Source organism: Pseudomonas sp. HY2-MNA-CIBAN-0224 (genome assembly GCF_040310285.1).
GTDB classification, from domain to species: domain Bacteria; phylum Pseudomonadota; class Gammaproteobacteria; order Pseudomonadales; family Pseudomonadaceae; genus Aquipseudomonas; species Aquipseudomonas helleri.
On the sequence record NZ_JBEOPQ010000851.1, the window covers coordinates 1 to 241 of the forward strand.

A 241-nucleotide genomic window follows, 5' to 3' on the forward strand; every position below is an offset into this window, starting at 1 on the left:
TCCTATCTATGCAGGCAACGCAACAGCGACTGTTAAAACATCAGAAGATAAAGTGGTATTGACGGTACGTACGACCGCGTTTGATCCAGTCGCGAGCGAAGGTGGTTCAGCCACCGTCGAAACGATTGACAACGTGCAAGAGTCTGGTAAAGCAAGCTTTGTGAATGAAGAAATGGCGAAATCTGACCGTCCTGAATTGACCTCAGCAAGCATCGTTGTTTCTGGTGGCCGTGCATTGGCC

At 49.4% G+C, this 241-nt stretch carries 1 pseudogene; it reads left to right on the top strand.

Annotated elements, in window-relative coordinates:
- A pseudogene (locus AAEZ03_RS28680) lies at positions 1–241 on the top strand (electron transfer flavoprotein subunit alpha/FixB family protein); the annotation flags it as partial.